Raw genomic sequence first — 19,425 nt, 5'->3', positions numbered from 1 at the left:
TAGGGGGCGGTCTCTGTGCCGCCCCGTTTTTTCGATTTCGGCGACGGAGCGGGGCGGAGCCCGCCCCCTACAGGTCATTGATTCTGCCGGGCGTAGGGCGGGACGACCCGGCCCGCCGTTTTTCAGGGTAACGCCACCCTCCGGTATTGTATTTGCCCGTCGGTAGGGGGCGGCCTCTGCGCCGCCCCGTTTTTCAGCCTCTGCGCCGCCCCGTTTTTCAGCCTCTGCGCCGCCCCGTTTTTTCGTTTTCGGCGGCGTGCCGTTTTTCGATTTCGGCGGCAGGGCGGGGCGGAGCCCGCCCCCTACAGGTCACTGATTCTGCCTCAACAGCTGCTCCAAGTCGTTTTGCAGATAGACCGAGGCGGACAGATTGGGGTCGTAGTGCAGGCAGGTGCCCTTGTCGGGGCACAGGGGGAGGATAATGGCCTCAGGCAGCCGGGACAGGGTGAGGTTGCGTCCATAGAGCAGGCGGTACTCCTGCTCCAGGGTGGAGATCAGGTCCAGGGAACACTCCAGGCAGGTGCGGGACAGATTCAGCGAGGCCTCCTGGCCGCATTCGTCCTGGAACAGGGGCCTGGCGTAGGGCAGGATGTGATTGATGCCGGGCAGCAGTCCGGGCACTGGAGACCTCTGCCGCCGGACGGTGTTGCCCCCGATGAAGGGGTACAGGGTGGCCTCCACAAACCACTGGCGGATGCGGGGCAGGAAGTAGACGCTGTCCACCGGCTGATTCCAGGATGTCATCAAATCCTTTCCGTATCCCGACAGGATACCCACCAGCACCATCCGGATGGGCACTCCCTCCTGCTTCAGGACGGGACCCAGCCGCTTGAGGCGGAAGCCGGGGTGCATCAGGTCGTCCACCAGGATGACCGGGCGGTTGAAGGACTTGAGGGTGCGCACCTGGCTGGGGATGGGGGCGTAGTAGGGGAAGGCCTCCAGGGTGCTCTCCCGCAGGTCGGGAGAAAAAACCTTGTCTGTGTGGAGGGTCTTGGTCACGGTATTGGGCACCATCTTGCCCCGGAGCAGCTTGCCGAAGGGGACGCACATGCTCTCCCCCAGCACCCTGGGCTGGGTGGGGACCTCGGGAACATGGTTCAGGGAGGTGATTTTTTTCAGCAGCTTGTGGTGAATGGTGTCGGCGGACAGGGTGAGCACCAGGGAGCCGGGATACAGCCCGGTGAGGGCGGTCTGGAGCCGCTCATGTCCCCGGCGGATGGCGGCCAGCACCCGGCGGTTGCGGCTCAGGGGGTCCTGAATGGCGGTCTCCAGGTTTTGAATGAGGACCGTGGGGGCGTGCATGTCCACCTCCCAGAACATGCTCACGCCGGGATGGGGGGTAAAGCCCTGCCGGGCGAGCAGGTCCTCCAGCTCCCGGCTCATGGTGCGGCTGTGGGGGCGGAAGAGGCCATAGACACACTCCTGCTCCAGGGCGTAGGCCAGCAGCTCGCTGATGAGCAGCTGGAAGTAGTACCCGTGCATCTCGGTCTCCTCGGCAAAGAGGGAGGTAATCAGCAGGACGTTGCCCCCCGAGCTGAGCCGGACATGGTTGGCCAGCTCCTGGTCGGGGATGGAGGCGAAGAGCTGAGAGGTGGACAGCATCCGATAGCTGACATGGCCCAGCCGGCGGCCGGTAGCCGTCTCCACCAGGACAATCACCCGGTCCTTCTCCTCTACAATGCTGTTTCGGACCAGCTCGCTGTTTTTGTTGTGGATCTCCAGCTCGGCCAGCAGCTCGGGGGTGGGGGTGTCCATCCACTGGAAGTCCAGCTCGCCGGCGTCCAGCATGGGCTTCTCCTGGCCGTCACGGAGGTAGAGGCCGTTCTGATAGATAAAGTCCTGGATTACCGGGTCGATGAAGTTGGAGATATCCCGGTTCAGGTCCACGTTCTCCCGGATGCGGGTGGAGCTGATGTCCTCCAGGTGGGGGGGCAGCTGGAGCTGAATCACCTGACCGTTGATGGGCAGCGGGGCGGGCAGCTCCGCCTCCCCCGCCCGGCGGAAGATGACGTGGTTCATCTGGTGGACGGACCAGGGCTGGGGCTCGGCCCGGTAGGAGGAGGCGTTGGCCACCACGTCGCTCCCCGCCACCAGATAGACCTTTTGGCCGGGGAAGAGCTCTACCAGCCGCCTCAGGTCGGCGGGGTTGGCGATGTTCACCGGGATGTCGTCGGGGAAGAGGTGGACGTGGAAGTCCCCCGCCACCGACAGGTTGACGATCTGCCGGCGGATCAGGTGGGGCTGGGCCTTCTTGGACCAGGAGAACTCGTCCACCGCCAGATAGACCTCGAAGCCCATGTCCCGGATGGCGTGGACAATGCCCTTGTGGGACAGGGTGAAGGGGTCGAAGGTGCCGGGGAAGAAGGCGATCTTCCGGGGCTTTTCAAAGGTAAAGGGCCCGTGGTCCAGCCGGCGCAGGGCGATGAAGCGGTTGATGTGGGCCAGGGCGGAGGCCCGGTAAAACAGGGTCAGTCCGTCCTGCCGGGGGGACTCCTGGATCAGGAAGAGCAGCTTGCGGTAGCACAGGGCAAACAGCCGGGCCTTCTCCTCCATATCCAGGCCGGAGCTCTCAAAGAGGAGCTTGCCGGTGACCAGCAAGGCCTCCTGCCGCACCGTCTCCCGGTAGTGGGCCAACCCCTGGAGGAGCAGGCCCAGCAGTTCCTGCCGCCTGGCCTCATAGACCTCGGCCCGCTCCGGAAAGCGGTGCTGATAATCCGGATAGTGCTGGAGCAGCACGGCGATGGTGTTCAGCGCCCCGGCCACGGCGGAGTCGTTGGGGGAGCCCAGCAGCCCCTTGAGCCAGAGCACCTGCTCGTCCAGCTCGCTGGGGTGGAGATACAGGGCGGCCTCCCCCAGGTATTGGGGGATGTATTTGGAGATCTCATACTGGCCCATCTCCAGGCCCTTGCCCAGCTCCACCACCACCTCGTTGCGCTGGTCCCGGCGCAGCAGGGACAGGGTGCGTACCAGGGCGGCGCCGGCGGTGTGCCGCACGCCCACCCGTTCAGACACCTTGACCAGGTTGGAGAAGTGGGTGGCGATGTGGAGTATGTGGGTCTTCACCCCGTGCTCCACCTGGTCCCGAAGCAGCTCCACGCCGGCCACCTTGACAATCCAGGGGGTGGCAATCTTCAGGTTGTCCAGAAAGACCTCGCTGGTGATATCGGTGTCATACAGGGTGTGCTCCAGGGCGGACACATCCCGGCCCGCCCGGCGCAGGATGCGGCACTTTAAAAACACCGTGGTCAGCTGGCGGGAGGGGGTGTCCTCCACAATCTGGGCGATGCGGGCCATCTGGGGGTGGTCCCGGGGGATATTCCGCACCGTCTCCCGGAGGAACTGGAGGGCCGCGGTGACCAGGCGGGGGTCGTCCAGGGTGGTGAAGTGGGCGGCGAAGTTGACCAGCATCTCCCGGGTCTCCTCGTCATAGTGCTTGGGGGGCAGATACCGGGCGGCGTCCAGCAGGGTGAAAGCGGTGTCCGCGCTGGTGTGCTCCGGGTCGGCGTAGTAGCGCAGCAGCATCTCCAAAAACCGGGGGATATCCCCGGGCCGGGCGTGGTTCAGCATGGACTCGATCATCAGCTTCAGACAGTAGGCGATGTGGGCCCGCTGCTGGGGGGTGGTCTTGTGGTCGGGGAAGATAATCATGTCCAGATACTGGCCCCACAGGGTGAAGGGGACCTCCTCCGCCGGGTCGTTCTGGGCGTCGGCGGGGACCTCCTTGCGGTAGACCAGGTGGAAACGGGCGATGATCTGACCAATGAGGGCGCCGGCCTGACGGCGGATGTCACCCTCACGGTGCATCAGAAGCTCATAGAGGAAGCTCAGGGCCTGGGTCTTCTGCCGCACCGACAGATAGGTAAAGTACTCCTCGAACACGTTGAGGTAGGCCCGCAGCTGCTGCCAGCTCTTGGTGGACCGGGCCCCCTCGATGATGTTGCCGAACTTCTGCTCGTTGGACAGCATGTGCATCAGCTTCAGGTTGTGCTCCACCGACAGCAGGATCAGTCCGTTCAGGGTCTCCTCCTGGCCCATGAGGGCCGGGTCCTTGTGGGGGGCGGGCTCCGTCTGGCCGCCGGTGAGGTCCACATCCACCCCCAGGGCGCGCATGTAGTCCTCAAAATCGTGGAGCTTGCCGTAGACGAACTCATAACGGCGGCGCTTTTTCCGGTCCACATTGTCCAGCTTGGACAAAATCACCTGGAAGGACTCGTCCAGGGGATAGAGGATGACCACCTCGCTGCCGTCCCTGTCCCGCTCCGATTTGGAGCGGAAGTCGGCGTAGATGAGCAGCAGGGACTCGGCCGACAGGGACTCCAGCTCCAGGTCCCAGGTGGAGTGGTTGGAGGCGATGTGGCTGATGTCCCCCATCTTCCGCTCCAGCAGCCACTGGTCGGTGTAGTAGTAGTGGAGATAGGGCACCCGCTCCCCGGGGCGGCAGCCGAATTTGCCCAGGTCGTGGGCGGCGGCGGCCCCGGAGATCAGGGCCAGATCCACCTCCACCCCCGCCTTGGCCAGCCCTCTGGCGGCGGTCATGGCGATGTAGTGGACGCCGGCGATGTGGCTCAGGGTCTTGAAGGGGGTGAACTCCATCCCCAGGCGCATCAGCTCATAGAGGAACTCCTCCCGCCAGGCGGTCATCAGGCGGCGGTACTCCCGGGCCTTGTCACAGCCCTCATACTCCTCCTCAGATAAGAACTCAAAGTCCAGCATGGGGTCGAAGGGCAGGGCCTCCCGCTCCCAGTCCAGCAGAATCTGGAGGACGGTGAGGTAAAATACCGCCCCTCCGGCACAGCGGGGGGCCTCGGGGGCAAAGCCGCTGTTGGGGAACATGACGCGGCAGATGTACTGATAGCAGAATGGGCCCCAGCCCTTCTCCGGCGGCTCGGGGCAGATCATGTCCAGAACAGGGGCGCACAGCTCCAGAATGTGGGCGCAGCTCAGCCGCTCCCGGATGGGAAACAGCGCGGACAGCCCCTCCTCCCAGGCGGGAGCCTTCAGCAGCTCGTGCAGAGCCCGGCGGCCGGGGAACTTGTCCGGCTTTCTGGCTGCCAGGGATTCAATAATTTCGTGGTTCAGCTGGCGGATCAGTTTGTTCATAGTGCCACCTCATCCCGCCGCCCATCCCTCCGGGGCGGCAAAATTTTTTCATGGTAATTGTAGCACAGTTCAGCCCGTTTGGAAAGAGGAAACCCGGCCCGAAACCCGGGCCGCGCCGCCGAAAATTTCCTTGTGTCCTCTGTCGAATTATGCTATAGTTAAAATATATGCTGCTGAAATAATCCCCAAAGACAACATGAGAGGAAGGAAATCTATGAAAAAGAAAGCCCTGTCCCTCGCGCTGGCTCTGGCAATGTGCCTTGGCCTGACCGTCCCAGCGTTTGCCGAGGAAAACAAGACTGCAATTACAGACGACGACGGATACAGTTATACTCTGTCCCAGGCAACCGTAGGCAGCTATATTATGGAACGTGGCTTGCACAGCGATAAGGAGACGGGCACTACCGCAGAAAATGTAACCGTCTACCAAATCCAGGAAGGCACTATAATCACGCCGGTATGCTCCGAAGGCACTTTGAATCGAGAGCATACTTTGGGCAGTGGTTATGAACTGACAAAGGAGGAGGGCTTAAAACAGGCTGGCGCAGTGATCGGCGAAGACCGTGCGGAACGCGCCATACAGTTTGTTGTTGTCTACCAGGAAGTAGAGGCTGAGGACAGCGGATATATGCGCGCCCTCAAGAATTTAGTGTATGAATATGATGATACTTATAACGAAGTAGTAACGCAGCCGCTGTCTGAAGGACTACATCTAATTCGCCGTGAGATCAGATGGATCTATGCTGGAGACAGCAGTAACCCGTCGGCTGTTATTCCCCCTTCTCAGGGCGAGGGATGTGCCAGCTATCTCTATGTTGAGGTCGTGTCGAAGAACCAGCCCACCGATCCCCAGCCCACCACCCCTCCCGCCGAAACCATCCCTGCCAGCGGCACAGCCAAGGCCAGCACTCAGGCGGTTGAGGTGGACGGCAAGGCGGTGGAGTTCCAGATGTACGCCCTGCTGGACGCCAACGGCAACAGCACCAACTATGTGAAGCTGCGCGACCTGGCCCATGTGCTCAACGGCACAGCCGCCCAGTTCTCTGTGGGCTATGACGGAACCATATCTCTGACCACCGGCCAGCCCTATGAGGACACCGGCTCCGAGATGACCACCCCCTTCTCCGGCGACCGGGCCTACACCGGCGGCGGACAGTCCGTCAAGATCAACGGACAGGCCGTGGAGCTCACCGCCATCAACCTCCTGGACGACAACGGCGGCGGGTACAACTACTTCAAGCTGCGCGACCTGGGCGCCGCCCTGGGCTTCAACGTGAGCTGGTCCGCTGAAAGGGGCATCTTCGTGGAGACCGACAAGCCCTACGCGGGATAACATCAAAAACCCGCCTCGAAATCGAGGCGGGTTTTTCATCTCTTCATTCTGTCCTCCACCACCCGGCCCACCACCGCCCCCAGCAGCAGAATATTGCCGCACAGGTAGAGCCACACCAGCAGGATAATCAGGGAGGCAAGGGAGCCGTATACCAAGGCATAGCGGGACGACATACCGATGAACCAGGAGAACACCACCGACGCGCCGGCGATGGCGGCGGCGGCCAGCAGAGAGGACAGCAGCAGCACCCGGTTCCTCATGACCCGCCGAGGGGTTCCCGTCCGATAGACCATCAGCACCAGCAGCAGCACAAAGCAGAACAGCAGCAGATAGCGCATCCACCGCCACAGTCCGGACAGGGGCGGAATGCGCTCCGCCAAGCCCTGGGGCAGGCTTGCCTCCAGCAGCCAGAAAAACCACTCGCCCGTGAAGATGACCACCACCGACAGATAGACGGTGAGCAGAAACAGGGCCGACAGCAGCACGCTCACCGCCACCCGGCGCACCGGGCGGACGTTCTCCGTGCCGTGGAGGTGGTCCAGGGTAGCCAGCAGCGTGCGCAGTCCCGCCGAGGCGGAGACGAGGATGGTCGCCAGGCTGGCCAGCACCAGGGCCCGGGACTGACTGTCTGCCACATAGCCCAGATAGTCCTCCATCACCGCCAGCGCCTCGGGGGGGATAATCTGGTCCAGCGACCGGAGCAGATTCTCCAGGTCCAGATGGAACAGGCCGATAAAGTAGTTGACGCACACCAGCAGGGGGAACAGGGTCAGGATGAGAAAGTAGGACAGGGCCGCCGCCGACCGGGGCGCCCCCACCCGCAGAAAGGTGTCCGCCGCCTCCAGCGCGAAGGAGACCGGGGGAAATGACAGGATTTTTTTCATCAACGGGCCTCCTTTCATCAGGAAAAGGCGGTGGCGTGTGTGCAGGGACGGACATTGTCCGCCCGCGGGCGCGCACTGCGCGCCCCTGCATGATCCTTTCGCCGCGGGGGCGGATATCCTCCGCCCGTGACGACATCTCCCTATAGAAGGCGGGCGCATACTATGCGCCCCTGCACAATTCTATCACAGCCTGCCGTCGAAATACATACGAAAAAAGCCGTCTGTACCTCAGACGGCTTTCTACGCGGCTTCAGGAGCTCAGGCCAGCTTGCTCAGCTTGACGGTCATCTTGCTCTTCTTGTTGGCGGCATTGTTGCGGTGCAGCAGACCCTTGGCAGCGGCCTTGTCCACCGCCTTGACAGCCACCTTGTAAGCGGCATCGGCCTCGCTGCGGTTGCCTTCCGCCACCGCGGCCTCAAACTTTTTGATGTCGGTCTTCAGCGCGGATCTCGCGGCCTTGTTCTGCGCGGCCTTGGTCTGGGCGACCAGCACACGCTTCTTGGCAGACTTAATATTCGGCAAACCAAACACCTCCTCCGATTTTATAATTTTGACTTTGGGCGTCAATCCACCCACGCAGATTTGTATTGTACCACCCCTTTCCGAAAAAATCAACTGTTTTTCGGGTTTTTTTTATAATCGCCGGATAGTTTTTCAAAAGCCGCAAAAGCTAGGGCGGAAAAGGAAAATATTCCACAACATCTTGCATAACAGGAGGCGCGTCTGATGCGGATAAGGCGGACGGACCTGGCCCTGGAGGCCAGGGAGCTATGGCAGGAGCAGGCGGGACGGCTCACCGCCCTGCCCGGGGTGGAGGCCCACGACGGCCTCCGCGAGGGCATTCCGGTGGACACGGTCAGGATTCTGAACCAGGAGGGGGAGCAGGCCCTGGGCAAGCCCAGCGGGACCTACATCACCCTCACCCTGGAGGGGCTGGCCAACCGGGAGGAGGATATCTTCCGGCGGGCGGTCCAGGCGGTGGCGGCGGAGCTGTCCGGCCTGCTCCGGCCCGTCCCGGCGGACGGCCTGGTGCTGGTGGCCGGCCTGGGCAACCGGGCCATCACCCCCGACGCCATCGGTCCGAGGGTCCACGAAAATGTGTTGGTTACCCGCCATTTGGTTCAGAAAATGCCGGAGCATTTCGGCCATCTGCGGCCGGTGGCCTCGGTGACGGCGGAGGTTATGGGCAGCACCGGGGTGGAGAGCGGCGAGCTGGTGCGGGCGGTGTGTGAGAAGATCAGGCCCGCCTGCGTGGTGGCGGTGGACGCCCTGGCCTCCCGGTCGCTGAAGCGGCTGTGCCGGACGGTCCAGCTGGCCGATACGGGCATCACCCCCGGCTCCGGGGTGGGCAACCACCGCATGGGCCTCACCCGGGACACACTGGGTGTACCCGTTGTGGCCGTGGGCGTTCCCACTGTGGTGGACGGGGCCACCCTGGCTGCCGATCTGCTGGGCTCCGACGGCTTGCCCGACCTGGGGGAGGGCCGGGACCTGCTGGTCACCCCCAAGGACATCGACAGCCAGGTGAGCGACCTGTCTAAGGTCATCGGCTACGGGCTGAGCATGGCCCTCCAGCCCGGCATCGCCCTGGAGGAGCTGGAGCTGCTGCTGTCATAGGGGGCGGTCTCCGCGCCGCCCCCGCTCCGCTGTCCCTTAAAAATCGGGCCGGCACAGAGGCCGGCCCTGCAAAAAATTTATGGAATACCCTTGCCTAATTCAGGCAAGACTAGAGGAAAAGGCTGGCAAAGGATGTGACAGATATGGTGAAGGGCATCACCCGCCAGGTGATCCTGGTAAAATCCCCCGACCCCCGCCTCTTTGAGGAGGCCATCTTCATTGTCAAGGAGGAGGCACTGGCCCGGGAGGGGGTCAGCGCCGACAAGGTACTCCGGGAGGCCCGGCAGGCCGCCGACGGCTATATCAGGCAGGGCAAGGTCTGGAACCGGCGGCTGGAGCGGCTGCCCGCCCCTGTCTGGGGGGCCGTGGGGGCCGTCCTGGCCTCGGCGGGCTGGGTCCTCTGGCTGTTTCTGCTGTAACCCGCCGCCCCGGCCGGCATAGAATGAACTGAGAGGGCCGGCGGCCCTCTCCCCTCCCGTACCACAGAGGTACTTTCACCAAGGACAGCGGTTTTCTTCTTTCCTCCTTACTATAATCTGGCGGCCCGACGGAACAGTATTCCGGCGGGCCGTTTTGTCGTGCCGTCAGGCGCCCGGTCTCCCGCTCCAAAATAAGCTGAAAAATCGCTTGCATATCGGCAAAATTTGCGCTACAATGGGGACAAGGCAAACATAAGGCAGGACGTGGGGCGCTTCCAACACCCCACGCCCCTATGCGGGAGAAATGCCCTCCCACACAACAGCATTTGCTGCACCAGCCCTTATTATACCGAAATTGCCGCCGCTTTACAAGTGGCGGTTTAAGGGTTTGTGTCTTCTTTTGCGGTGTGGGATTTTATCCTGCGCCGCTTTTTGTTTGCCTTGGCGGAACTGCCGGGGGAAAGCTCCGGTCCCCCGGCGCGGTCCGCTGAGGAAAACAGAAAAGGAGAGAAAGACATGAAGAAAATATTGGCGGGTCTGCTCGCCCTCTGCCTGCTGTCTGGCCTTTGCGCCTGCGGCGGGGGCAGGGATTCAGCACCCCTTCCGCCAGCCACAGAGAACAGCCCATCCATCGACAATATGACCGGGGAGGACCGCATTTCGGAGGTGGTGGAGCAATTTTACAATGGTGCGTATACCATCGAGGATATTCAGAATATGTATCGAAGCGGTGAACTCCCTGCAAATGTCCTTTGGGATTCGCTGGGTGTTGATCCGCCCCCCGATCTAGAGGATCAGTTCAAGGCCGAATACTGGGAGCATCAGATGATCTATATGGGGGTCACTGAGGAAAATATTCTGGATTTGTATCAACACGGTGAGGTCTCTGAAGCCGTTCTGAGCAGACTGGGGATTGAGGTGCCGGAAAAAGCCGGAGGACCCATAGATATTACCGCAGGGCCGATTCTGATGGAGGGTTCTCTCCAGCAGGGATTTACAGCGGCGCAAATGGATTTGTCCACCGGAGAATTGAAAACGGTTTTTACATTCTATAACGATAAGCAGTATCAATTCCCATTTGGAACCGACGGCTATCTGGGGTGCTATTTTGCCCAACAGTTGTTTGATGAGAAGATGACAAAATTAGCTGTGTCATGGTACAACCAGACAGATTCTTCTCAGCATGTCGGCTGGGTTGATGGGGACGGAAATTTGACCGATGTCACAGAAATACTTCATCCGCATACAACGGATTTTTCCAGTAAAATTCCTCATGATAACTACGCTCTGTTTTCACCTGATGGATATTTTGTGTTCACGGACCTGGATAAGGAATGCTATTGCTTTGTGGATATTGACACAATGTCCGTTGTGGATGAAGTTCCATATATGATTGACGACAGTTCATATTACAGCGAAAAATTTGGCAACACTGCTTATCGGGTTGTTTTCATGCCAAACGGATCACTCAAAGCACTGTGGCATACAGAAGACCTTAACTATGCGGGCGCTAATATTATAGATTTTGGCGACTGCTGTATTGAATTGCCAGACGGAGGCAGTAGTTCTCATTTGACCACATGGGATTGCTTTGGCGATGAGATCATTTTATGCACGGGGCACGATTCGGAAGGACATTTTATTGCGGAGATAGGCAAGGGAATTGGTGAGCAGAAGCTTGAAAAGTACGGAAAAATGAAGGGGAACTATGTTTGGAACCTGCATGAATCAAATGGTGATGTAGTAACGATAAAGATTACCCCTCATTCAGATTACAGACTTGAACGCTGCGCCTACTCTAACGGGCAAATTGCTTTTATAGGGAGTCGGGGCAGTGAGCGGTTTCTGTTCACGGTAGAGGAAGCCGAAAACTCAAATCCGACACAAATCGCACCCCTTGAATCCTCTTGGCAGCTATTGTTTTGGAAATAACAGACGGCCCGGTGAGATGTTCACCGGGCCGCTCTCTTGTCGTCGCAGGACATTATTCCTCATCCAGCTTCAAAACCGCCATGAAGGCCTCAGTGGGCAGCTGGACAGTGCCCAGGGTGCGCATTTTCTTTTTGCCCTCCTTCTGCTTCTCGAGGAGCTTCTTCTTCCGGGTAATGTCGCCGCCGTAGCACTTGGCCAGCACGTCCTTGCGCATGGCCTTCACCGTCTCCCGGGCGATGATCTTGCCCCCGATGGCCGCCTGGACGGGGACCTCGAAGAGCTGGCGGGGGATGTTCTCCTTCAGCTTCTCGCAGATGCGCCTGGCCCTGCCGTAGGCCTTCTCCCGGTGGACGATGAAGCTCAGGGCGTCCACCTGGTCGCCGTTGAGAAGCAGGTCCACCTTCACCAGGTCGCTGGGCTCATAGCCCTCCAGTTCGTAGTCCAGGGAGGCGTACCCCTTGGTGCGGGCTTTCAGGGCGTCGAAAAAGTCGTAGATGATCTCGCCGATTGGCATGGAGTAGTGCAGCTCCACCAGGTTGGTGTCCAGATACTGCATATCCTTAAACACCCCCCGCCGCTCCTGACACATGGGCATGATGTTGCCCACATAGTCCGGGGGCGAGATGATGGACACCTTGGCGTAGGGCTCCCGGGCCTGGGAGATGGCTCCGGGGTCGGGGTAGTTGTGGGGATTGTCCACCCGGACCACAGTCCCGTCCGTTTTGGTGACCTCATAAATTACCGAGGGTAATGTGGTCACCAGGTCCAGGTCGAACTCCCGCTCCAGCCGCTCCTGGATGATCTCCATGTGGAGCATCCCCAGAAAGCCGCACCGGAAGCCGAAGCCCAGGGCCACCGAGGACTCGGGCTCGAAGGACAGGGAGGCGTCGTTGAGCTGGAGCTTCTCCAGGGCGTCCCGCAGGTCGGGGTATTTGGACCCGTCCTCTGTGTAGATACCGCAGTAGACCATGGCCTGGGCGGGGCGGTAGCCGGGCAGGGGGGCGCCGGCGGGGCTGTCCGCGCCAGTGATGGTGTCCCCCACGCTGGTGTCCTTCACGTTCTTGATGGACGCGGTGAACCAGCCCACCTCCCCGGCGGACAGCTCCGGAGCGGACTCCATCCCCAGGGGCTTCAAATAGCCGCAGTCCAAAACCTGGTATGCGGCCCCCGAGGCCATCATTTTCACGTTCATCCCCTTTTTCAGGGTGCCCTCCATGATCCGGAAGTAGACGATCACCCCCACATAGGGGTCATACTGGCTATCGAAGATCAGGGCCTTCAGGGGGGCGGCGGGGTCCCCCTCCGGGGCGGGTATGTTGCGCACAATGTCCTCCAGCACGGCTGGGATGTTGACCCCCTGCTTGGCGGAAATCTCCGGGGCGTCCAGGGCGGGGAGGGCCAGAATGTTCTCGATCTCCTCTTTCACACGCTGCGGGTCGGCGGCGGGCAGATCGATCTTGTTCACCACCGGGAGGATCTCCAGGTCGTGCTCCATAGCCAGGTAGGTGTTGGCCAGGGTCTGGGCCTCGATGCCCTGGGAGGCGTCCACAATGAGCACCGCCCCCTCGCAGGCCGCCAGGGAACGGCTGACCTCATAGTTGAAGTCCACATGCCCCGGGGTGTCGATGAGGTTCAGGTGGTAGACCTCCCCATCCTCCGCCTGGTAGTCCAGACGGACCGCCCGGGCCTTGATGGTGATGCCCCGCTCCTTCTCCAGGTCCATGTTGTCCAGCAGCTGGGACTCCATCTGCCGCTGCTCCACCGCCCCGCACAGCTCAATTAAACGGTCTGACAGGGTGGACTTGCCGTGGTCGATGTGGGCGATGATAGAAAAGTTTCTGATTTTACTTTGGTCGGTCATTATGTGTGCCTCCTTGAGGTGTGGAAATCAGGCCCCCTTCCCAAGGGGGCTCCCGGCGAAGCCGGGTGGGGGTTTCTCCTGTGGAAACGGATGCGTTTCGTCAGGGGAAAACCCTCCGTCATTTGCTTCGCAAATGCCACCTCCCTTTTTGAAGGGAGGCCTTCGGGCGGCCGCAGGCCGCCCCTGGAGGATTACCGGCAGCGGCTGATTTTTGCGCTCTCCTCCGGGGAGAACAGGTACTCGTTCCGATACCGCTCCCGCAGCTCCGCCAGGGGCGTGCCCGACAGGGCGGTACGCAAGTCCTGCTGGAGCAGAGCGATGACTTGGGCGAAGGTTGAGGTTCTATAGATCCCGCGTTCCCGGCGTTTCAGCTTAGCCAGAGGGTGGCCGTCGAAATTGTCCAGATCGTCCAGGCAGACTGTATCCAAAAAGTCGATCATATTCATGGCGATATCCTCGTAGAGCACGCACCCCACATCCTCCCAGCCCAGGGGATATCCGTCACTTCTGTCAATATCCTGCATCATGGTGGCCAACCAGATACAAAAGTTGTTGTAGGATTCGGACTCCCATTGGCTGAAGTGCGCCTGATAGAAGGCCTCGCTCTCCGGGTCCTTCTTCAGGCTGTCCTCATCCATGAAGCTGAACACGGCCACCCGGGCGGCCTCGTAAAAGCTCTTCTTGAACCGGCCAAATTCCCTGTCTCCGCATTTCCCCTCCAGAAAGTCCCACAGCAGCTCAATGGCGGTCCCAAGGATCTCCGGGGTGGGCTCCTCCGGGGCTATATGCTTGTAGGAGTTCCACCAGCGGGTGAAGATCAGGGTGTCGGCCAGGCGCTGGACCTCAATAGGCTTATCTGCAAGGCACGCCTCAATGTTCTCCTGCAGGTCGGTTATAAAGTCTACCTTCTCCTTCAGGCTCAGGGCAGGGAAATCAATTTCATAGATCGGTTTCACGGTGTCCTCCTTATTTCTCATCCCGGGCCGCCCTACAGGTCTCGGCAATGGCTGATCTTCGCGCTGTCCTCCGGGGAGAACAGGTACTCGTTCCGATACCGCTCCCGCAGCTCCGCCAGGGGCGTGCCCGACAGGGCGGTACGCATGTCCTGCTGGAGCAGAGCGATGACTTGGACAAAGGTTGGGGTGCTGTAGATTGCACGTTCCCGGCGCTCCAGCCCATCTAAAGGGTGGCCGCCGGAATTGTCCTGATCGTCTTGGCAGACTGTCTCTAAAAAGCCGATCATGGTCAGGGCGATATCGTTATAGAGCACGTAATCCACCGGAATCCAATACAGGGGATATCCCTCACTCCCGGCAATATCTTCCATCACAGCGGCCAGCCAGACACAAAAGTTGTTGTAGGATTCGGACTCCCATTGGCCGAAGTGCGCCTGATAGAAGGCCTCGCTCTCCGGGTCCTCCTTCAGCCTGTCCTCACCCATGAAGCTGAACACGGCCACCCGGGCGGCCTCGTGAAAGCTCTTCTAGAACCGGTCAAATTCCCTGTCCCCGCATTTCCCCTCCAGAAAATCCCAAAGCAGCTCAATGGCGGTCCCAAGAATCTCCGGGGTGGGCTCCTCCGGGGCTATATGCTTGTAGGAGTTCCACCAGCGGGTGAAGATCAGGGTCATGGCCAGGCGCTGGACCTCAAGGGGTTCATCTTCAAAGCACGCCTCCATATCATCCTGCAGGTAGTTCATAAATCTTTGCTTCCCCTCCGGACTCAGCGCGGAGAAATCAATTTCATAGATCAGTTTCATGGCGTCCCCTCATTTCTTATCCTGGCTCGCCTTCCGTCCCCCGCAGGGCAAGGCCCCCCCCTTGTGGGGGAGCTGTCACGCGAAGCGTGACTGAGGGGGCCCACCTCCCAATACCCCCTCCGTCTGGCCTACGGCCAGCCCCCTCCCCCATATAGGGGGAGGCTTTTTTGCGCTCCACTACAGTCTATTTCTTCTCCTGCTTCTTCCTGCCTCCACTGATGGCGTTGACCCGCGCGCCGGTGTTGTGGACCACCTGGAGGATGGACTGGTACAGCACGGGGTAGTCCCGGGCCAGGGCGTCGTGGGTCATCTCGGGCCATGGGCCCTTGGCCTTGGCGTGGGCGGCCAGGGCGTCGGCCAGCTCGGCCTCGCAGCACTTCATGTCCGCCTCATGGAGGCCGGCCTGAAAGTGCCGGGGGGGGACGGAGAAGAAGTCGGGGTTGTTGTCCGGGTTAGCGTCGTAGAGCCGGCGGTAGACGGTGTACACGGCGGTGGACAGGTAGCCGGCGGCGGCCTGGATGGCCTCCCGGCTGCCCGTCCTGCCCAGCAGGCCGAAGAGGACGCCGATGGAGTTGACCAGCAGCTTCTTGCTCAGCAGGGCAAGCACCCCCCCCTTGATGGAGTTGTTCTTCTCGTCGCTGATGTCGTAGAGCTCCTCGGCGGAGATGGTGGCGCCGTCCCGGGTCAGGGTCCGGCCCAGAAGGAAGTCGGCGGACACGCCGTAGTAGTCGCAGGCCTTCACCACAAAGGGCAGGCCGGGCTCCCGGATACCGTTCTCATAGTGGCTGAGCAGGGCCTGGGAGATGCCCAGGGCGGAGGCCGCGGTGCGCTGGCTGACCTTCTTCTCCTGCCGCAGCAGAGACAGGGTGCGGGCAAATTCTTCGTTCATATCTCTCTCTCCTCATAATCAACGGCCGGGGGCCCGGCCCTTCAATACGCTTGGTATAGTATACCTGAAATCACTCCCCGGCGTAAAGAGGGAATCCAAAAATTTTCCCGGGATTTTTTGCTCCCTTTCCGGAAAAACTATGCCTGCGGCTCTTGCTTTTTGCCCGGGAAAATGTTACCATCTTATCATGGAAGCAGATGTGCTGTCACATCTATCTTTGATTTGGAAGGAAGTTGTCACATGTTTAAAAAACTCATTGAGATCCTGAAAGCCCACCCTCGCAAGATTGTATTCACCGAGGGCACCGACCCCCGTATTCTGGAGGCCTCCGCCCGCCTTCTGTCCGGTACCTTCCTGACCCCCATCCTCATCGGCAACGCCGCCGAGATTCAGGAGGCCGCCGAGGACGCCGGCTTCAACATCCGGGGCGCCATCATCTACGACCCCGAGACCTATGAGAATATGGACGCCATGGTGGAGCGGATGGTGGAGCTGCGCAAGGGCAAGATGACCCCCGACGAGTGCCGGGTCATGCTGAAAAAGGGCAACTACTTCGGCACCATGCTGGTGGCTATGGGCGTGGCCGACGCCCTGCTTGGCGGCGCTACCTACTCCACCGCTGACACCGTCCGTCCCGCCCTCCAGCTGGTTAAGACCAAGCCGGGCAACACCATCGTGTCCTCCTGCTTCATCCTGGTGCGCCCCTCTGCCACCGGCGGCAACATGGTGCTGGCTATGGCCGACTGCGCCATCAACATCGACCCCAGCGAGGACGAGCTGGTGGAGATCGCCTCCGAGACCGTCTCCTGCGCCAAGATCTTCGGCGTGGACCCCAAGGTGGCCTTCCTCAGCTACTCCACCCTCGGCTCCGGCAAGGGCGCCGCCGTGGACAAGATGCGCAGCGCCGCCGAGAAGGCCAAGCTGGCTATGCCCAATGTGCCCATCGAGGGCGAGCTGCAGTTTGACGCCGCCGTCTCCCCCCGGGTGGCCGAGACCAAGTGCCCCGACTCCAAGGTGGCCGGCTACGCCAACACCTTCATCTTCCCCGACATCAGCGCGGGCAACATCGGCTATAAGATCGCCCAGCGCCTGGGCTCCTTCGAGGCCTACGGCCCCATCCTGCTTGGCCTGAACGCCCCCATTAACGACCTGAGCCGGGGCTGCAACGCCCAGGAGGTCTACTCCATGGCTATCATCACCGCCGCTCTGGCCTGATTTAGAGCGCCCTATGGGGCGCTCTTTTTTGCGGGCAGGGAAATCAGCAAACAGGAGCGCTCCTCAGAGCGCTCCTGTTTTTTTACGCCTTATGCTTTTCAAGAAGGGCGTCAATCTTCGCCTTAATCTCTCCGGGCTTCAGGTATTTCAGCAGGTAGCCCGCCGGCTTCAGAGACAGCAGCGCCCGCACCACCTCCGGGTCGTCCCGGCCGGTGAGGAAGATCACCGGGATACTGGCGAAGCTCTTCTCCGAGCGGAGCATCTCCAGGGTCTGCTTGCCGTCTACCACCGGCATCTCATAGTCCAGCAGCACCAGATCGGGCTTGTTCAGGGTGATGGTCCGGATGGCGGCCACCCCCGACTCCGCCAAAGCCACCTCATAGTCCTTCTCCAGCAGCTGCTTCATTCCCTGGCGGATGGTCATGGAGTCGTCCACCACCAGAATCTTCAGCCGGTGCTCGATCTCCTCCTGCTCCTCCTGCTTCTCCCGCTTCGCCAGATATTCCTCCACCTCAGCCAGAGCGCTGGCGTTCTCGTTCTCGATGGCGGTGCCCACTCCCTCCTCCAGCAGGTGGGGGGCGATGACGCAGTAGGCGAAGTAGCCCGCGCCGCCGGTGTTCAGCAGCAGGCTGACCTGCATGGTCTCCTTCTCAAAGACCTTCTGGAACTGCTCGTAGGACAGCAGGGTCTCCTCCTTCAGTTCGTAATTCTGCATGGAGGGGAACTGCTCCATAATCCGCCCCACGAACTGCCGGGCGGTATACCGGGCGGCGTGGATCAGCATGGTATCCAGCTTGCCGGTCTGAAGGCCCATGACCTTGCCCACGGTGTTGATGAGCAGCTTCTCCTCAAAAACCAGCATAATCTCCTGGCGCTGCTCGCTCTTCTTCGTTTTGTAGGACAGGCGGTAATATACACCCTTTCCGAATTTCTCGCCGCTGTAGGCGTCGCTGATAACCTGGGACTCCAGATGGAACATGTCGAAAACCAGCTGGATGATGACCTTCTTCATCTCCGCAACTTCTTCCCCGGGCAGCAGGGACTTCCAGGAGCTGGTCCGCTTGCCGGCAATGGCCTGGTCCTCTGTCAGCGTATGTCCGATGAGCCAGCCGGCGCACACCCCCAAAAAGTGCTCCACCGCGTCCGGGGCGTAGTCCGTCTGCTCCAGCTCCTGCTCCAGGGCCGGGAGGGTCTGCTCCCGGAAGATCCTGTGGATGCGCTGGTGCTCCTCCAGCCCCTCATAGCCGACGGAGGCCATGTAGGCCTCCTCGTCGGAGAAGTGCTTCATCGCGTGCCCCTTGAAATACTTGATACCCTCCTGGCAGGTCCACTGGCTGTCCTTCTCCTCCTCCCGGAAGCGGAACAGCTTGTTGATAATCTTAAACAGCCGCTGGTGCTCCTTGTCGATAGACTCGACTCCGGTGTTAAACTCCTCACGCCACTCAAATCTGGCGTCCATAAAAACCCCTCCTCACCGCCATGATTTCCGCAGTTTTCTTTTAAGCAAGATACCACAAAAGAGTCCTCATTTCAATAGCAATTTGGAAAATTTCCATAGAAAAACCGGAGCCCGGCCAGCCCTATTTTCCTACGCAGAATTTCGCGAAAATTCGGCCGGTCACATCCTCCCGAACGCTCTGGCCGGTAAGCTCCCCCAGGGCTGTGATCGCCTCCTCCACGTCGGTGAGCAGGGCGTCAGGGGTGACCCCCGCCCCCAGGGCCTCACGGGCCCGGTGGACGCTCTCAAGAGCCCTGCGGGCGGCCTCCTCCTGCCGGGCGTTGGTGAGAAGCTGGCCGTAGGGGACGGACTCCTCTCTGGGGAACAGCTCGGCCACCGCCGCCTCCAGCAAATCCAGCCCCTGCCCGGTCCTGGCGCTGATCCCCACAACAGGTACGCCCTCCGGCAGGTCCAAAAACGGGGTGGATTCATCCGCCTTGGTCAATACGGAAATCACACCGCTCAAGCGGGCAGGGTCCTGAAGGGCAAACAGAACGGGGGCGGCGGGCAGGTCCCCCTTGGTCCACACCAGAATGGTGGGGGCCAGGGATATGGCCTCTTGCAAAAGGAGAAAGTCCTCGTCCTGGGCGGGCCGTGAGGCGTCGATGAGCACCAGAATCAGCCCCGCCTCCTCCATGGCCTTTCGGGAGCGCTCCACCCCCAGCTTCTCCACCGGGTCGTCGGTGTCCCGCAGGCCAGCGGTGTCGATGAGCCGCAGGGGGACGCCCTCCAGCTCGCACCGTTCCTCCACCGTGTCCCGGGTGGTGCCCGGGACGTCGGTGACGATAGCCCGGTCCCAGCCCAGCATGGCGTTGAGCAGGGAGGACTTGCCCGCGTTGGGCCGGCCCACGATGGCGCAGGGCACCCCCTCCCGCAGCCGCCGCCCCCGGCCGCAGGTGGCCAGCAGGGCGGACAGCG

At 61.0% G+C, this 19,425-nt stretch carries 15 protein-coding genes; 5 read left to right on the top strand and 10 right to left on the bottom strand.

The window, feature by feature from the left end; all coding sequences use genetic code 11:
- Positions 1-309 precede the first annotated feature (309 nt).
- The gene (locus tag D1641_RS05715; RefSeq protein WP_160663578.1) at positions 310-5,100 is read right to left on the bottom strand and encodes a cytidyltransferase-related domain protein; all 4,791 of its coding nucleotides are present in this window, start codon (positions 5,098-5,100) and stop codon (positions 310-312) included.
- Between the two features lie 214 nt (positions 5,101-5,314).
- On the opposite strand from D1641_RS05715, the gene D1641_RS05710 reads away from it, so the two are divergent.
- The gene (locus tag D1641_RS05710) at positions 5,315-6,433 is read left to right on the top strand and encodes a hypothetical protein (RefSeq protein ID WP_160663576.1); all 1,119 of its coding nucleotides are present in this window, start codon (positions 5,315-5,317) and stop codon (positions 6,431-6,433) included.
- 35 nt (positions 6,434-6,468) lie between these two features.
- Here the strand turns inward: D1641_RS05710 and D1641_RS05705 are convergent, their stop codons facing one another.
- Positions 6,469-7,317, bottom strand: a complete 849-nt coding sequence (locus D1641_RS05705; RefSeq protein ID WP_160663574.1) for a YihY/virulence factor BrkB family protein — start codon at positions 7,315-7,317, stop codon at positions 6,469-6,471.
- 258 nt (positions 7,318-7,575) lie between these two features.
- The gene (gene rpsT / locus D1641_RS05700; protein WP_160663572.1) at positions 7,576-7,839 is read right to left on the bottom strand and encodes a 30S ribosomal protein S20; all 264 of its coding nucleotides are present in this window, start codon (positions 7,837-7,839) and stop codon (positions 7,576-7,578) included.
- A 204-nt stretch (positions 7,840-8,043) separates the two neighbouring features.
- Between rpsT and gpr the strand changes: the two genes are divergently transcribed.
- The 3 genes from gpr (at position 8,044) to D1641_RS05685 (ending at position 11,285) form a co-directional block, all read left to right on the top strand.
- Positions 8,044-8,934 (top strand): GPR endopeptidase, encoded by an 891-nt coding sequence (gene gpr / locus D1641_RS05695; RefSeq protein WP_160663570.1) that lies wholly within the window; start codon positions 8,044-8,046, stop codon positions 8,932-8,934.
- A 143-nt stretch (positions 8,935-9,077) separates the two neighbouring features.
- Positions 9,078-9,353, top strand: coding sequence for a translation initiation factor 2 (locus tag D1641_RS05690; protein WP_201757261.1), 276 nt, complete (start codon positions 9,078-9,080; stop codon positions 9,351-9,353).
- Between the two features lie 516 nt (positions 9,354-9,869).
- Positions 9,870-11,285 carry a hypothetical protein gene (locus tag D1641_RS05685; RefSeq protein ID WP_160663566.1) on the top strand — a complete coding sequence of 472 codons (1,416 nt, stop codon included), beginning with the start codon at positions 9,870-9,872 and terminating at the stop codon, positions 11,283-11,285.
- Positions 11,286-11,337: 52 nt separating this feature from the next.
- Here D1641_RS05685 and lepA read toward each other — a convergent pair whose 3' ends face one another.
- From lepA to D1641_RS05660, 5 genes are all read right to left on the bottom strand, one after another.
- Positions 11,338-13,146, bottom strand: a complete 1,809-nt coding sequence (lepA, locus tag D1641_RS05680) for a translation elongation factor 4 (RefSeq protein ID WP_160663564.1) — start codon at positions 13,144-13,146, stop codon at positions 11,338-11,340.
- A gap of 191 nt (positions 13,147-13,337) precedes the next feature.
- Entirely contained in the window at positions 13,338-14,102 is a 765-nt protein-coding gene (locus D1641_RS05675) for a hypothetical protein (RefSeq protein ID WP_160663562.1), read from the bottom strand.
- Positions 14,103-14,134: 32 nt separating this feature from the next.
- Positions 14,135-14,605, bottom strand: a complete 471-nt coding sequence (locus D1641_RS05670) for a hypothetical protein (protein WP_160663560.1) — start codon at positions 14,603-14,605, stop codon at positions 14,135-14,137.
- A 24-nt stretch (positions 14,606-14,629) separates the two neighbouring features.
- A complete protein-coding gene (locus tag D1641_RS05665; RefSeq protein WP_160663558.1) occupies positions 14,630-14,905 on the bottom strand; it encodes a hypothetical protein in 276 nt (91 codons plus the stop codon).
- Between the two features lie 184 nt (positions 14,906-15,089).
- Positions 15,090-15,794: a helix-turn-helix transcriptional regulator gene (locus D1641_RS05660; protein ID WP_160663556.1), complete on the bottom strand. Its 705-nt coding sequence runs from the start codon at positions 15,792-15,794 to the stop codon at positions 15,090-15,092.
- 240 nt (positions 15,795-16,034) lie between these two features.
- Between D1641_RS05660 and pta the strand changes: the two genes are divergently transcribed.
- Entirely contained in the window at positions 16,035-17,009 is a 975-nt protein-coding gene (gene pta, locus D1641_RS05655) for a phosphate acetyltransferase (RefSeq protein WP_160663554.1), read from the top strand.
- Between the two features lie 82 nt (positions 17,010-17,091).
- Here the strand turns inward: pta and D1641_RS05650 are convergent, their stop codons facing one another.
- A complete protein-coding gene (locus D1641_RS05650; RefSeq protein WP_160663552.1) occupies positions 17,092-18,468 on the bottom strand; it encodes a hemerythrin domain-containing protein in 1,377 nt (458 codons plus the stop codon).
- Between the two features lie 121 nt (positions 18,469-18,589).
- Positions 18,590-19,425, bottom strand: an 836-nt coding sequence (locus D1641_RS05645) for a GTPase (RefSeq protein ID WP_160663550.1), incomplete at its 5' end; no start/stop codon positions are given.

This window comes from Colidextribacter sp. OB.20 (genome assembly GCF_009911595.1).
Lineage (GTDB): Bacteria > Bacillota > Clostridia > Oscillospirales > Oscillospiraceae > Lawsonibacter.
This window is presented reverse-complemented; position numbering and strand designations above follow the sequence as displayed.

Excerpts from the sequence above, each read along its gene's own strand:
- D1641_RS05715 (WP_160663578.1), bottom strand. The coding sequence starts at position 5,100 with ATGAACAAACTGATCCGCCAGCTGAACCACGAAATTATTGAATCCCTG.
- D1641_RS05710 (WP_160663576.1), top strand. The coding sequence starts at position 5,315 with ATGAAAAAGAAAGCCCTGTCCCTCGCGCTGGCTCTGGCAATGTGCCTT.
- D1641_RS05705 (WP_160663574.1), bottom strand. The coding sequence starts at position 7,317 with ATGAAAAAAATCCTGTCATTTCCCCCGGTCTCCTTCGCGCTGGAGGCG.
- gpr (WP_160663570.1), top strand. The coding sequence starts at position 8,044 with ATGCGGATAAGGCGGACGGACCTGGCCCTGGAGGCCAGGGAGCTATGG.
- D1641_RS05690 (WP_201757261.1), top strand. The coding sequence starts at position 9,078 with ATGGTGAAGGGCATCACCCGCCAGGTGATCCTGGTAAAATCCCCCGAC.
- D1641_RS05685 (WP_160663566.1), top strand. The coding sequence starts at position 9,870 with ATGAAGAAAATATTGGCGGGTCTGCTCGCCCTCTGCCTGCTGTCTGGC.
- lepA (WP_160663564.1), bottom strand. The coding sequence starts at position 13,146 with ATGACCGACCAAAGTAAAATCAGAAACTTTTCTATCATCGCCCACATC.
- D1641_RS05665 (WP_160663558.1), bottom strand. The coding sequence starts at position 14,905 with ATGAAACTGATCTATGAAATTGATTTCTCCGCGCTGAGTCCGGAGGGG.
- D1641_RS05660 (WP_160663556.1), bottom strand. The coding sequence starts at position 15,794 with ATGAACGAAGAATTTGCCCGCACCCTGTCTCTGCTGCGGCAGGAGAAG.
- pta (WP_160663554.1), top strand. The coding sequence starts at position 16,035 with ATGTTTAAAAAACTCATTGAGATCCTGAAAGCCCACCCTCGCAAGATT.
- D1641_RS05650 (WP_160663552.1), bottom strand. The coding sequence starts at position 18,468 with ATGGACGCCAGATTTGAGTGGCGTGAGGAGTTTAACACCGGAGTCGAG.